The organism is Microvirga sp. 2MCAF38 (assembly GCF_052115485.1).
GTDB lineage: Bacteria > Pseudomonadota > Alphaproteobacteria > Rhizobiales > Beijerinckiaceae > Microvirga.
The window spans coordinates 44892-58573 of record NZ_JBFRGU010000007.1 but is presented as its reverse complement, the minus strand read 5'-3'; the positions used below and the strand labels follow the sequence as shown (position 1 = coordinate 58573).

The following is a 13682-nucleotide window of genomic DNA, read 5'->3' as shown; positions in this document are numbered from 1 at the left end:
GCTCGGGATGAGATCCCGGGCCGTTCACTCTTTTCTGACAACACAACGGTTCACGATGATCTTGCGCGACACGACGCTTCTTCGCGAAGCTTGCCTTATCGACGGCGTTTGGACGGGCCAGCCGGTCGACCCGGTGGAGAACCCCGCCACGGGCGACATTCTCGCGCGCGTGCCGCGCTTTGGTGCTGAAGAGACCACACGCGCCATCGAAGCCGCCGCTGTCGCGTTCAAGCTCTGGTCGAAGAAGACCGCCAAGGAGCGCAGCAACATTCTGCGCCGCTGGTTTGACCTGATCATTGCGAACAAGGAAGACATCGCGCTGATCATGACGAGCGAGCAGGGCAAGCCGCTCGCGGAGGCGCGCGGCGAGGTGGATTACGCCGCGTCCTTCGTGGAGTTCTACGCGGAAGAAGCCAAGCGCATCTATGGTGAGACGATCCCGAGCCACCGTGCGGACGCACGCATCATCGTGGCGCGCCAGCCCATCGGCGTCATCGCTGCGATCACGCCGTGGAATTTCCCGGCGGCGATGATCACCCGCAAGGTTTCGCCCGCTCTTGCCGCCGGCTGCACGGCCGTCATCAAGCCCGCGCCCGAGACGCCGCTGACCGCTCTCGCGCTTGCCGTGCTCGCTGAACGTGCGGGCATTCCGGCAGGCGTTCTCAACGTGATCACGGGTGAAGCGCCGGCCATCGGCAAGGTCATGACCGAGCATCCGAGCGTCCGCTTCATCGGCTTCACGGGCTCGACCGCCGTCGGCAAGATGCTCATGCAGCAGGCCGCCTCCACGGTGAAGAAGGTCGGCCTGGAACTCGGCGGCAATGCGCCGTTCATCGTATTCGACGATGCGGATCTCGATGCGGCGGTGGAAGGTGCGATCGTCTCGAAATTTCGCAACATGGGCCAGACCTGCGTGTGCGCGAACCGCCTCTACGCGCAGGAGGGCATCTACGACGCGTTCGTTGCAAAGCTCGCCAAGCGCGTCTCCGAGATGAAGGTCGGCTCCGGCGTCGAGGATGGCGTCGTGCAGGGGCCGCTGATTACCATGAAGGCGATCGACAAGGTCGAGCAGCACATCGCCGATGCGGTGAGCCGTGGCGCTCAGGTTCTCACGGGCGGCAAGCGCCATTCGCTTGGCCGCAGCTTCTTCGAGCCCACCGTTCTCGCCAACGTGAACACCTCCATGCGCATCACGCGGGAAGAGACCTTCGGCCCGGTGGCTCCGGTCTATCGCTTCAAGGATGAGGCGGATGTGGTGGCGCAGGCCAATGCCACCGAGTTCGGCCTTGCGGCCTACTTCTACGCCCGCGATCTCGGACGCGTGTTCCGCGTGGCCGAGGAGCTGGAATACGGCATGGTCGGCATCAATACGGGCCTCATTGCCACGGAAGTCGCGCCCTTCGGCGGCGTGAAGGAAAGCGGCATCGGTCGCGAGGGATCGCGCCACGGCGTCGAGGAATTCGTCGAGATGAAGTACATGCTTCTCGCCGGGCTCGACCGCTGATCGCGGTTGTCGTTCCAACGATCTCTGAAAGTTGCGAAGCGCCGAGGCTCTCGGCGCTTCTTTCGTTTAGAGAGTTGGAAAAATCGAGCGCCTTTTCACGGCCCGTCATTCCGGGGGGCGCCGCAGGCGAGCCCGGAACCCAGAACCGAAACCCTGATAATACTCATGGGTGGATACTAAAGCAGATATAGCAGAAGCGGGATCGCGGTCATTCTGTTCGAGGCGAGCTGCCGGCACACGCTTCCTAATATTCCCATTCGGCGCCAACCCCGATCGAGGTATTTCCCGTCGCGCCGATTTCGCCTTGCACGCGAATGCGGCGGGTCACGTCGATATTGACCGAAACACCGCTATCCTCAGGCTTTGCGCCAGCCTTTACACCGACGCTCACGCGATCGCTGATGGCCCGCGAGAGGCCGACAGTCGGCCCGCCCTCTGCGCCGACCGAGATGTCGAGATTGTCGACGCCGAGCGAGCGGCGCAATTGTTCGAACACGTTATCATTGCCGCCTGCGAATTGCGCGGCAGCTTGCGCGAGTTGTAGTGCCTGCCCGGTGGAAAGGCTGCCGGACGATTTCGAGAAAAGGATTTGCGAGAGAACCTCATCCTGTGGGAGCGAGGGCTCGGACGTGAAGGTGAATTGCGGCGCATCTGCGGGACCTGTCACGGTGATATAGGCGGTGACATCGCTGGATCTGGTCTCTGCGACGAAGTCTAAATCCGGAATAAGGTTTCCGGTAAGCGACACACGGCCACGCGTGAAATCGAGCCGACGGCCGAGAACGATCAGGCGTCCACGGCGGAGATCGAAGGCGCCAACCGCGTTCGGGTTCGCGAGCGTTCCTGTCAGACGCAAATCGCCACCGAGTTCGGCATCTATGCCACGTCCGCGCACGAAGATGCGGTTTGGCGCGGAGATCGTCAGATCAAGCGCGGCATCGAAAGACGGTGCACGGCGCTCACCTCGCTTTACACGTGCCGCCAGTGCCAGTCGCGCCTTGGCCTCCGGTGTCGGGTGAAGATGCTTGGTCCCGGGGATCGGACGCATTGTCGTCGGGAGGCTCTCAGGCACCGTAATGTCAGTCGAGATCATGTCCACTCTGCCCGCGACACGCGGACTTCTTGCGAGCGGCCCCGATAGGTCGAGGGCGAGGTTTGCCGTTGCTGTCACGAGGGTGTTCGAGACCAGCTGCGCGCGCTGACCGGAAATCCTCAGATCGCCGGGGAAACCTTCTTCGCTGTCGAGCCGCACGCGGCCGCTGGCCGTCAAAATACCGCCATTCGGTGTCGCCGCCGAGAGGCGCTCGACGGTGACATCAATGCCACGCGCTACCATGCGAGCTTCTATGCTCTGAAGCCGGATGCCTTGCACAGCATCCGTGAAGCTTCCTCCCGATAGGGACAGCGTTCCATCCAGTTGTGGCGCAGTGAAGGTACCGGATGCCCGCAGGTCGAGCGCGGCGCTGCCGGATATTCTCTGCCCGGATACGGAGAGGGCACTGTTGACAACTGCGAGATCGAGTCGACCCTGCGTTGTGATATCGAGAGCGCCTGTCTTGGTGAGCGGCGCACTGCCATTGATGCGCAGCGTTCCCGAGCGGCCGGCATCGATGGTGCCGCTCAGGGTGGTTCTGCCATTTGCAAGACGACCTTCGGCTCCCACATCGACAAGCGGCAGTCCGACGCCGCGGGTTTGCGGAAGGCCGAGGCGCGAGGCACGAACGCTCCAGTCACCGGATGGTGCCCGCGCCATCCCCGTAACGCGCGCATCGCCGGTGATTGTTCCCGTCAAACCAAGGCCAGGCATGACAATGTCGGTTGCGCTTAAGGGTAGGGCCTGGGCATTAACCTTCAGGTCGAGTGTCGAGCCAATGGTGCCATCGATGGCAAGCCGCCCCGTATCCACGGCAACGACAAACCCCTTCAGCGCGATTCCGTTGTCGATGAGCGTGATCGTCGCCGGTTGAGACAATGCGATCCGCCGCTCGCCACGCCGGGCAGTGAAACTCGCGATGTCGAAACGGATCTGATCCGCCGGCACGAGGCGTCCGCGCCCATCGAGATCGAACCCGCGCGCTCGCGCCGTCAACGCGATGTCGCTTGCGCTCGCTGTACCCTTGGCATCGATCCTGATTTGCGAAAATGCCTCGGCCCCGATCACAGCTTGGTCGATGACGATGACGCCATCGACGATGGGCTTTCCATAAATATCGGTGAGGGATGTCTGCACTGTCAGTCTATCGATTTTGACGCTGGCGATGCGAATGCCATTTCCTCGTGCATTGACGGTGACGTTCTGGTGACCGTTCGCCGCGTCGAGGCGGATATCAGCGTTCAGAGAGCCTGAAAGACGTGAGAGAACAAGCGGCGACAGATCGTCGAGATCTTTCGCATCGAGAGTGATTTGTCCGGAGGCGAGATGCGTCGCGTCGACGGCGACCTTGCCATTAGCGCGGACCGAGCCGATGACAAGGTCGAGTTCGTCGAGAAGCCAACCGCCACTGGCTTGCCGCGTAAGCCGCAATTGTCCATTGGCGGGTTTGCGATCGATTTCACCGCGCAGAGAGACACGGGCATCGAACGCGCCCAGCATGTCGTTGACATTCGCCGTCAGCTCAAGACGCGAAATAGGCCGATCGAGTGCGCGCGCATTGGTGATAACAGCGCTCGCCGTAACGTTCGGATGGTCGAGCGAGCCGGTGATGTGGGCAAGGATCTGCCCTTTGCCTTGCAAACGCCGATCGGCCTGTTGCAAGGCCGGGAGATCGATAGTCGCGTTGAGGTCCACATTTCCGGGTCGCGCATCGCCATCGATCATCGCGGTCGCATGAGCACCGGAAAGGTTAAATTGGCGAAACCCGAAACCGTCTCCACGCTGAAAGCTCATTTCTCCCGCAATCGAGAGTTGGCCGCCGATGAGTCCATCAATGGGCTGAACACCCGTCGCGAAGCGCGTCCCGCCGCCACTGAGTTTCGCCGTGACGGGCCCCTTCGACATCAGGCCGCGAATGTCGGCGTTGACATTCAGTGCGCCCTTGAGCGCGAGCGATGCGGCATCTCCGAAGCGCGAGAGATCGGGCGCTTTCATTTGCAGCGTCCCGGTAGCGTCCTCCGAGCCTACGCGGCCCGCGTAACGCGCTTCCATCGTCGGCGTCGAGAGTAGCGCAATGTCAACATCGGCCGTGCGTGCGGGCGAGGCGCTTGCCCGCAATGAAAGTTTGAGGGTGTCACCAACCGCGTTGGCAAGCGCCGAATCCGCAAGAGCGACACCACTGGCGTTGAGGTCGGCGATCAGCGCGATGCGGGTCGCGGGCTCCGCGATATCGCCATTCGGAATTGCGGAGAAGGTCGCGTCGAGCTTTGCGAAGCGACCTGAAGGCAGTTGCGCGTTTTCCGCATTCAACGTTCCAACGATATGTGGCGCGGACAGCGACCCCGACACCGTTCCGTCGAAGGCGAGCTTGCCGATTTCCGCCGCACCGGCCACGGTCTTTCCCTGCATTCCGGGGATCGCGCGAGCGATGACCTTGAAATCGAGGCTCCTGTCTGCGCTCAAACGGCCTGACGCGTCGAGCCGCGCGGTTTGGGAGACAATCGACAGCTCTTGAATGGTGAAGCCGCCGTCGTTCGCAAAGAGCGTCTGCGCGCGCAACCGCGTTGTGCCGGCAAAGATCGACCCCACAGCCTGTGGCAAAAGACCTTCGACACGGGCCTCCATGTCGAGGTCGAGACGACGCATTCCATCGGCTCGACGCAAATGGGCTTGTCCTGTCGCGCCGATAGTGTCGCCCGCATCGAATGCGAGCTGCGCATTGAAGGCATCGAGCGTGCCTTTACCATCGAGTGTCAATTTTACGGGCGGAAGGCCAGAGATGTTGAGGGCACGAGCTAAGATGCCTCCGGCAGGCTCGTCATGCGTCAGTGCGAGTTCGAGCGTTTCCTTCGCGTATACGAGTTTCGCCTTCACGGTTCCCGGTGCATCGAGACGATGCGCCTCGAAGTTCAAACGCAACCCCTCGGACGGATCGCCGAGCGACGCATCGCCTGATGCGACGAGTTGAGCAGGGACGCCGAGAATTGGCTCGCCCAGCGCAAGCTCGCGCAAAGCGAATGCATTGACCTCGATTTTCAGCGGGAGTTCGGGGAGCAGCGGCTGGTCGGCACCGGGTACGAGCTCTTCCGAGGGCAGAGGTTTGCGGAGAATTTCCAGTTTGCCGATTTCCAGGCGCTCGATTTCGAGACGTCGGAACAGAAGCGCCGAGCGACGCCACACAAAGCGCGCCTGATCGAGGCGCAGCCAGACGCCGTCCCGGTCTGCAATGGAAATGTTGCGGATGGTGGAATCGGACGAGAGCACACCATCGACAGCGCCGATAGAGACGCGGGATGTCGGCGTCGACAGCGCACGCGAAATGAAATCCGCGAGAAAGCCTTTGTCCGCTTCGTCGCTTCGCGTCCTGTCCGCGAAGATCATGAAAAGACTGCCAATGAGGACGAGGATGGCGAGCGATGCGAGAATGTGGCGAGGCATTCTCATCAGAAGGCCTGCCCTATGCTGACATAGATCGCTACAGGCTTGTCGCCATCGCGCCTGTTGAGCGGCGCTGCGACATCGAGCCTGATTGGACCAATGGCAGTGTAGTAGCGAAGGCCGAGGCCTGCCGAGACGAAGAGCTTGTCGTCAAAGGAAGGCGCGGCGGAATCGAATGCGTTGCCGGCATCCACGAAGGGGACGATGCCGATGGTGTCGGTGATCTTGATGCGCGCCTCGAGCGAGGCTTCGAAAAGGCTTCGTCCGCCGACCACGAGGCCGAAAGGTCCCGTCGGGCCGAGGCTTTGATAGCGGTATCCGCGAACCGAGCCGCCGCCACCCGCGTAGAAGCGCCAATTGGCCGGAATCTCGGCAAGGGATGGACCGGCAATCGAGCCGAGGCCGATCCTGCCTGCCAGAACAAAGCGCGCTTCCTCGTCGAACGCATAATAGGTCGAGGCGTTGCCCTTCGCGACGAACATGTTGACGGTCGAGCCGAGGAATGCCGGGTAGGGGGCAAGCGACGCCGTGATGCGCCAGCCACGCGTCGGATCGAGCGGGCGGTCAGTCGAATCGTAGGTCAGGGATGCAGGCGTGCCGACGAGGAAGTAGTCGACCTCGCCGAGGACATCGCTCGTCTGACCCTTCTGCAACTGGAGCCCGGCTTGAACCGAAAACGTATCGCTGAAGCGGTTTCGGATCACAGCGGTGCCGTCAGCAAATCGTGTCGTATAGCCGCCGAACCGATCTCCGCCGGTTCTGTCGCGCGCGATCTGGCCATCGATCAACAGATCGTTGCGGGTGCCATAAAGAGCGGGCTTCAGAAAGCTTGCACGGAAACGGCCGCCGAGATCCGACCGGTCAAAATCCTTGATGCGCTTGACATGCGTGCCGTCGTTGCGCGGCAGCAGCAGAAGATCGGATTCAAGACGAAGCCGCTCGGCTCCGCCAAACAGATTGCGATGCTCCCAATAGGCGCGCAGGGCAGGGCCATCGACAGTCGAGTAATTGGCGGACAATCCGACAAGGCGGGGCTTTCTTTCCGTCACCTCCACGAAGATCGGCAACTGACCCAGCGAATCGAGATGATCCGCCTCGCGAATGCGGACGGAGCTCAGCGCAGGAATCGAGGCGACCGACTTTCGAGTGTCTGCGATCGCCTTAGGCGAATAGGGGTCGCCAGGCTCCACGTAGACAAAAGATCGGACAACCGAAGCAGGCACATTCTGAGATCCCGAAACGCTGATCTCACCGAAGGGCGCGACGGGTCCGGGCGCGAAGATGTAGGTTACATCCATTGTCTTCGCAGCATGGTCGACAACCGGTTCCACCGCCACGGTCTTCGCGAGGGGATGCGATGTCGCCCGGAAATGATCGAGCATTCGGACTTCCGCTGCCTTCAAATCGGCCGAGCGCGCCGGCGCGCCTGGCTCGACCTCGATGACACTCGGCGGAAGGTCGGTGGAAGAGAAGGACTCCTTCGTGCCTGCATCGATCACCCGGATCTGACGCAAACTGAAAAGCGGGCCGGGATTGGCCCGCACCTTGATCGGTACAGCGGAGACGCCGCGATAACGCTCGGCTGCGCGAGCGGCGGCTGTGATATCGCCACCAAAGGACAGGGGGGCGCCGGCGACATCGATTTCGAGGGTCGCGTTATAAAAGCCCGCACCCCACAGGGCATCGAGCAAGGGGGCAAGATCGGCTTGGGCCCGCCAAGCGAGCGAATCGCCCTCGACCGGGGCGTCCGCCCGCAAGCGATAGAGCGTCGAGGCGTCCTGCAGGAGGTTTGTGAGCGAGCGGCTGCCCCCTTCTACATCGAAAGTCACCATATAGGGGAGGGCCGCCTGCGAGGCCGCTGGCGGTTGATCCGATGAGCCAAAAAGACCCAAGAAATCGAAGGCCTTCGCTTCAGTACCAGTGAGGGCAATCAGGCAAACGAGAATGCGCGCCGACAATGAAACCGGATCTCGTCGAGGCAAAAACCGCATTCGGTACTCCTGATGCCCCAGAACCGCCGCAACAATGCGGACATTTTATGGTCTTCGATTGCCGAAAGGGAATGCCATGCCCGGCGGCAGTGCAGATCCTTGGGAAATGTTTCTATTCCTGTGATGGTCGCGAACCCAGACTCCAAGTCCCTGCCGCCCCAAGCCCCTTAAACCCAAGCGTTTCGTCCCTCCCGCAATTGCTATAAAACACCGGTTCCGGTATTCCCGGCTTTGCGGAACATTAAAACGTTAGGGTAGCATTTGCGGATTGCAATGTTGAGCACCGAGGCGTCGTCGGGAGGCGCTGCGCGGGCGATGCAGCGTCTGGCGACGGGTTTGCGGGCACGGGGGCATCAGGTCGATGTGTTTGTGACCGGAGACGTCCGGAATCCCGCCCATGAGATCAAGGTTCTGCGGCGAACGGAGGAGACTCCGGAAGGACATTTCGCCGAGGCGGGCAGTTCCGTTTTCGACTACGATTATGTGTCCGCTCGCCGAACGGATGTCTCCAATACGAATTTCTCGACACAGATTGCCGGTTTCGATCTGAGCGCGCTTTCCGCGATGCGCGGCTACGACATTATCAACGTCCACTGGACTGGATTCATGATGTCGCCGCCGACGCTGGGAAACCTGATCGACCTCGGCGTCCCGACGTTCTTCACGCTCCACGACATGGGGCATTTCACCGGTGGCTGCCATTATTCTGCAGGTTGTCCCGGATATGCGGGTACGTGCGAGCCTTGCCATCAGGTCGATCCCGATGAATTGGGCCTGGTCCGCCGCAGTCTTGCCGAGAAGCGGGCTCGCTATCGCAAGCCCAATGTCCGGGCCATTTCACCCTCGGCGTGGCTTGCGCATGAGGCGGACCGGAGCGGGGTTTTCGCCCAAAATGTGCAGGTGATCAGCAATGGGCTGGAGACCGACATTTTTCAGATCCGCGACCGTGAAGCCGCTCGTCGCTCGCTTGAACTGGATCCCGACACACGCGCTATCCTTTTCGGCGTTTATGACGATGCCGAGAATCGCAAAGGTTACAAGAACCTCCTGGGCGCGCTTCAGCGATGCCTGCAGGATCCGCGTTTCGCGGAGCTGGTGGTTCAAGGGCGGGTCCGATTCCTCTCGTTCGGGAAATCGGCCCGCGACCTGACTGAACTCGGTGTACCGTTCATCAATCTCGGTTGGGTTGCCGACGATGCGCGCCTCAGCGAAATCTACAACGCTGCCGATCTGTGCATCCTGCCCTCGAGTGAAGACAACCAACCGAATGTGATGCTCGAGGCAATGGGATGCGGCGTTCCCGTCATCGCCTTCCGGACCGGGGGGATTCCGGAAACCATCATCGATGGCAAAAATGGCCGCCTGATCGAACCCTTCGATCTCGACGCCATGGCTGCGGCCATCTCAGAATTGGCGGCTGACGCGGATCTCGCCCGGGCGATGGGCGGCGCGGCCGCCGAGCACATCGCCGGTTACTCCCTCGACCGGCAGGCGAGGGACTATGAAGACACCTTTGCCGCCGCTCTTTCGCAAACGGGATGGAAAAGTGCTTCCGTGAGCGGCGTCGAGGAAGGCCCTGGCGGGGCGCGAACGGTTTCCGTCCCGTTCCGGCTCGATGCCGCCCTCGACGGAAATCCGATCGCCCCGATTCTCTGCGCCCAGATTACGATTCTCAAGGAGCAACTGGCTGCGGTTTCGAACAATCGGGATATCGTATTGGAGCAACTCATCGCGACCGACAGGCAACTCGTCGCGGCGAACGAATACGCCACGGCACGGACCGTCGAGCTCAATCTCTTGAAAAAGATCCCAATCAACCGCTGGATGTTGCGGCTTCTCGTCGCTATGAAGAAAATATGAGCGCGATTCGAAGAGAGGAAGCGTTCGGCAAAAGTAAAAAATTTTAATTTTAGTAGGTTCTATAGCAAACTTGCGTCATTGGCTCGTTTATCAAAAGTGATAAGCCAGCGTTAACTTTATTATATTGGTATAGAGAGTGATTGGATTGTCTTATTCTATGAATTTCGATGCATATAGGTGCTTTCCGTTGAGGGCGGGTTGCCCCGCCACGGCTTGGTCATCTCGCCGAAATGGGCTAAGAGCCGGCTCCACCCCCTAGGTTTTATGAAATGATCAAGGCTGCGATCACCGATATTATTGATAGTCTGAAGCGGGCCGATCTCTGGCTGTTTCTCGGCTGGCACGATGTGCGGCAGCGCTATCGTCGTTCAATCCTGGGCCCTTTCTGGATCACCCTGGCGAGCGCGATCGTCATCGGGTTCATGTCTCTCGTTTATTCGGGCCTGTTTCGCCAGGATATTAAGACCTTCATGCCACTCGCGGCCTCGGGTTTGATCATCTGGGGCTTCATTGCTAGTTGCCTGGTCGACGGATCGAGTGTTTTCATTTCATCAAGCGCTACGATCAAACAGATTCCCGCGCCGTTGCCACTGCACGTCTTCAGGCTGGTCTGGCAGCAAGGAATTTATCTTCTGCACAACGCCACCGTCATCGTTCTTGTGATGATCTTCGCCCAGGTCCAATTGACATGGGCGACGCTGTTGGTTTTTCCGGCGCTCATGCTCGTCGTTCTGAATTTGATTTGGATGGCGCTGCTGCTGGGCTCGATCGGCGCTCGCTTCCGCGACATTCCGGTTATTATTCAAACCTTCGTTCCGGCGCTTTTCCTTGGAACACCCGTTTTCTGGCAGGTCAGCTTTCTGCCGGAGGGCCGTCGCTGGGTCGCCTATATCAATCCGTTCACTTATCTCCTTGAAGTTGTCCGCATTCCAATCCTCGGCACATCGCCGTCGGTTGGCATTTGGACGGCTTGCATTTTGATGGCGGTTGTCGGCTGGACTGTGGCCCTCACCACCTATGCCCGTTCCAGAAGCAAACTCGCCTACTGGATCTAGCGTCTCGCCCGACTGCGGAGTTTACCATGGCTATTGTCGAAGCTCGTGACGTTAGCGTCAGCTACCCGGTGTTCACCTCATCGGCCCGTTCGATCAAGAATCAGCTCTTGGCGCGGACGACCGGCGGACGCGTCGCCGGCAAGTCGGCCCGATACGTGGAAATTCAGGCGCTCGACGGCGTGAATTTCAAATTCGGTCCCGGCGATCGTGTCGCACTGATCGGTCACAATGGTAGCGGGAAGAGCACGCTTTTGCGCGTCATGGCCGGCATCTATCATCCTGCGTCAGGCACCATGGATGTGAAAGGTCGGGTCGCTGCCCTCTTCGACACGGCTTTCGGCATGGATCAAGACTCGACAGGCTATGAGAACATCCTGCTGCGCGGACTCTATCTCGGATTGACGCGTCCCGAGATCGAGCAGCAGGCGGACGAGATCGCCGAATTCTCCGAACTGGGCGAGTTTCTCGACATGCCGATCCGCACCTATTCCGCCGGTATGGTCGCACGACTCGCCTTTGCCGTTTCGACCGCCGTCAATGCCGATATTCTCCTCGTCGATGAGGGCATCGGTGCAGGCGACGCCGCTTTTCTCGCCAAAGCAAACAAGCGCCTTGCCAGCTTCATCGAGCGCGCACCGATCGTGGTTCTTTCCTCGCATGATCCGGCGATGCTGAAAAAGTTCTGCACGCGCGGGCTTGTGCTTCAGCGCGGTCGTTTGATGTTCGACGGCCCGATCGAGCAGGCTTTCGATAGCTACGATGAGATTGTCGGCGCGTCGGTGGCATAGCCGGGCCACAGGTGAGACTGATCAATATTGATCAGTGTGTCGGGCCACAACCTTCCTAACCAGCCTGATGCTGGCGCCCACCAACCGACGTAAGGGGCGGGTAAGTCTGACAAAGTACGCGTTTCTTTGTGTGAATTTCAGATATCCGCTCGCCAATCGATGTGCGCGGGAGGATGTCACTTGCCTCTGAAAGTCCTGAAGGGTGGTATTCGCGCTCAGCAGACTATCATTTTGGTCCCTTAGAAGGGATAGCTCTACCTCAAAGGCAGCGACCTGTTCGCGATATCTCCGTTCGAGTTCACGCTGAGTGATGACATTGACTCGTCTCAGATCGATCAGACGCTCTTCTGATTTTTTTGCGAGGGTGATGTTACGCTCGCTCTGCCCCGTTTTCGATGCCCGATCGCTCGATGAGACGCACCCTTGATGGCGCCGCTCGTATAGGCTCTCGCTGTCGCCGGAGCGGTGGTAGACGCACTCGAATTGAGAGAGGATTGGTCGGAAGCTCGATAGAAATGCATCAGCGAATGGAGATGCGAGTAGATGGAGGCGCGCACCCGCGGCGCTTGCTTCGATCAGTTTCAGCGCGAGGAGACCGCGTTTCACGTTGTCCAGTTTGTGGCCGATAAAACCGATATCGACAGGAACCGCATTCGGAGGAAGATCCTCCATCAAACGCGTGTCCCCGTAGCGGTCGCCGAATATAACCAATACATCGGCCAGAGGATCCTGGCGATAACGTTCATGAAGGGCATCCAAAACGCGCGTACTGGCTTCGCTCAGTGAAGCGTCCGGCAGTAGCGCGACCTCACGAAAGCACTTCCCCATCGCGACCTCACAGATCTCATAATATGCGAGGCCGGCTTCCAGATGGGACGAGGCGTTTGAATAGGTCTGTAACTGTTTGAATTTTGGAAGATCGATTTCCGGCTCGATGGCATTCGCGGCCTGGACGATGCGAATGATTTCTTTATCCGTCAGGGGATCGGAATATGCCGGAGCGGCGCGGGTCCAGGTTTCCGCCATTCGTGACAGGGCGGCATAGTACGGGGCACAGACCTTAAGATAAACATCCGGTTCGAAGAGCTTTGTTGGAGAAATCTGCTTTGTCGAAGTCGCGGCAGCGGCGCGAACCAGACTGCCCGGGCTCTGGCGGTAGAAAAGAATAGTGCCTGGAACCACCCTGAGGGAGATGCCATGCGCGATTGCTTCCGCATTGAAATGCCAGTCTTCGTAGGCATAACCCGAGTTGAGATGCAGATCGTCATAGCGAACTGTCTTAAAAATTGTGTAGTGCGCACATATTCTCGATATGTACGGGTGCATATCAATAAACGCCAGGGGCGTTACTTCCTCTAGGTCTCTTTGGTTCGTAATGTAGTAAAGACTTCCGAATGCGAGCACATATTGAGGAAAATACAGAGAGTTCTTCTCGCGGGTTCTGACGTATTTAAGCGTTTCGAGAATGTATGTGTCCGAAATCAGATCGTCGGCGTCTGACGTCAGCAAATATTCGCCGCGAGCCCTGTCGATACCATCATTCCTCGAAAGTCCGAGGGAGCCGTTATCCGATTCGATGATTTGGACGTCGGCAAAATCTGACAGGTCAAACGAGTTGAATACGTCGCGCGTGGCGTCATCAGAGCGGTCAAATACCGCGACCAGTTCCGTTCGCAGCCCCGCGCCGGCCGCAACACGCACCGCTTTCGCCAGCGAAAGCAAGGTCGGCTTCAAAACCGTCGCCTCTCGGTGCATGTTGAGAATGACGGATGCATCAAACGGCGGCAGTTCGCTACTCAACGCAAATCCCTGCTATGACTGGCTGTCGTGAAAGTTCCCCGGCTTTATTGGGCACGGTCGGACAACGGTCAATAGTAGAGGCTAGCCCTCTCCGGGGGGAGTTCGCTGCTCGGCCTGACGGGTCATTTGGTCGCAAAGACATCGATCTTCCTC

General features: G+C 59.5%; 7 protein-coding genes. 4 read left to right on the top strand and 3 right to left on the bottom strand.

Features of this window, described 5'->3' with window-relative positions:
* Positions 1 to 7 precede the first annotated feature (7 nt).
* Positions 8 to 1504, top strand: coding sequence for an NAD-dependent succinate-semialdehyde dehydrogenase (locus tag AB4072_RS15415; RefSeq protein WP_441969326.1), 1497 nt, complete (start codon positions 8 to 10; stop codon positions 1502 to 1504).
* A gap of 244 nt (positions 1505 to 1748) precedes the next feature.
* Here AB4072_RS15415 and AB4072_RS15410 read toward each other — a convergent pair whose 3' ends face one another.
* Together AB4072_RS15410 and AB4072_RS15405 are read right to left on the bottom strand one after the other, a co-directional pair.
* Positions 1749 to 6041 (bottom strand): translocation/assembly module TamB domain-containing protein, encoded by a 4293-nt coding sequence (locus tag AB4072_RS15410; RefSeq protein ID WP_441969324.1) that lies wholly within the window; start codon positions 6039 to 6041, stop codon positions 1749 to 1751.
* Positions 6041 to 8026 (bottom strand): autotransporter assembly complex protein TamA, encoded by a 1986-nt coding sequence (locus AB4072_RS15405; protein WP_441969323.1) that lies wholly within the window; start codon positions 8024 to 8026, stop codon positions 6041 to 6043. The genes AB4072_RS15410 and AB4072_RS15405 overlap by 1 nt, the downstream gene beginning before the upstream one ends.
* Before the next feature lie 273 nt (positions 8027 to 8299).
* Between AB4072_RS15405 and AB4072_RS15400 the strand changes: the two genes are divergently transcribed.
* From AB4072_RS15400 to AB4072_RS15390, 3 genes are all read left to right on the top strand, one after another.
* A complete protein-coding gene (locus tag AB4072_RS15400) occupies positions 8300 to 9886 on the top strand; it encodes a glycosyltransferase (RefSeq protein WP_441969321.1) in 1587 nt (528 codons plus the stop codon).
* Positions 9887 to 10155: 269 nt separating this feature from the next.
* Positions 10156 to 10941, top strand: a complete 786-nt coding sequence (locus AB4072_RS15395; protein ID WP_441969319.1) for an ABC transporter permease — start codon at positions 10156 to 10158, stop codon at positions 10939 to 10941.
* A gap of 26 nt (positions 10942 to 10967) precedes the next feature.
* Positions 10968 to 11729 carry an ABC transporter ATP-binding protein gene (locus tag AB4072_RS15390; protein ID WP_441969317.1) on the top strand — a complete coding sequence of 254 codons (762 nt, stop codon included), beginning with the start codon at positions 10968 to 10970 and terminating at the stop codon, positions 11727 to 11729.
* 21 nt (positions 11730 to 11750) lie between these two features.
* On the opposite strand, the gene AB4072_RS15385 is transcribed toward AB4072_RS15390, so the two are convergent.
* Complete coding sequence (locus AB4072_RS15385) at positions 11751 to 13529, bottom strand: glycosyltransferase family 2 protein (RefSeq protein ID WP_441969316.1); 1779 nt, start codon at positions 13527 to 13529, stop codon at positions 11751 to 11753.
* Positions 13530 to 13682: the final 153 nt, after the last annotated feature.

Excerpts from the sequence above, each read along its gene's own strand:
- AB4072_RS15415 (WP_441969326.1), top strand. The coding sequence starts at position 8 with ATGAGATCCCGGGCCGTTCACTCTTTTCTGACAACACAACGGTTCACG.
- AB4072_RS15410 (WP_441969324.1), bottom strand. The coding sequence starts at position 6,041 with ATGAGAATGCCTCGCCACATTCTCGCATCGCTCGCCATCCTCGTCCTC.
- AB4072_RS15405 (WP_441969323.1), bottom strand. The coding sequence starts at position 8,026 with ATGCGGTTTTTGCCTCGACGAGATCCGGTTTCATTGTCGGCGCGCATT.
- AB4072_RS15400 (WP_441969321.1), top strand. The coding sequence starts at position 8,300 with ATGTTGAGCACCGAGGCGTCGTCGGGAGGCGCTGCGCGGGCGATGCAG.
- AB4072_RS15395 (WP_441969319.1), top strand. The coding sequence starts at position 10,156 with ATGATCAAGGCTGCGATCACCGATATTATTGATAGTCTGAAGCGGGCC.
- AB4072_RS15390 (WP_441969317.1), top strand. The coding sequence starts at position 10,968 with ATGGCTATTGTCGAAGCTCGTGACGTTAGCGTCAGCTACCCGGTGTTC.